At 72.4% G+C, this 615-nt stretch carries 1 protein-coding gene; it reads left to right on the plus strand.

What is annotated here, in order from left to right; genetic code table 11:
* Positions 1 to 49 precede the first annotated feature (49 nt).
* The coding region (locus DEH69_RS12000; RefSeq protein WP_220131236.1) for a hypothetical protein at positions 50 to 615 on the plus strand (566 nt) is incomplete at its 3' end.

The following is a 615-nucleotide window of genomic DNA, read 5'->3' on the forward strand; positions in this document are numbered from 1 at the left end:
CCGCCCCGAGGTTGAGAGCCTGGTCACCGCCCTGGCCGCCCTTCACACCATGGGCTCGGCGGTTGACTGGGAGTCGTTCTACAACGGCACAGGCGCCCGCCGCGTCGACCTGCCCACCTACGCCTTCCAACGCCAGCGCTACTGGCCGCGCATCAAGCAGCAGAACGCCGCGAGCGAGGCACTGCGCTACCGGATCGACTGGACGCCGGTCACCGAGACCCCCGCGACCGTCGTTCCCGGCCAGTGGCTGATCGTCGGCGCGCCCGGCGACACCCGCACCGGTCCCGTGCGCGACGCGCTCGCCGCCCGAGGCGCCGAGCCCGTGGTGATCGAGGTGGCCGATGGCGACCCCATCGACAAGCACCTGACCGAACTCGGCGTCATCGAGGGCGTCTTGTCCCTCCTCGAAGGCCCCGAGTCCGTCCTCGCGCTGTCCCAGGCACTTGAGACCCAGGCGGTCGACGCGCCGCTCTGGGTGGCCACCACCGGCGCCGTCGCCGCCGAAAGCACGGACATCGTGGACAGCTCCGCCGCCGCCGTCTGGGGCCTTGGCCGCGTCATCGGCCTTGAGCAGCCGGGGCGTTGGGGCGGGCTGGTCGATCTGCCCGCCGAGCT

The sequence above is a fragment of the Streptomyces sp. PT12 genome (assembly GCF_003311645.1).
Taxonomy (GTDB): domain Bacteria; phylum Actinomycetota; class Actinomycetes; order Streptomycetales; family Streptomycetaceae; genus Streptomyces.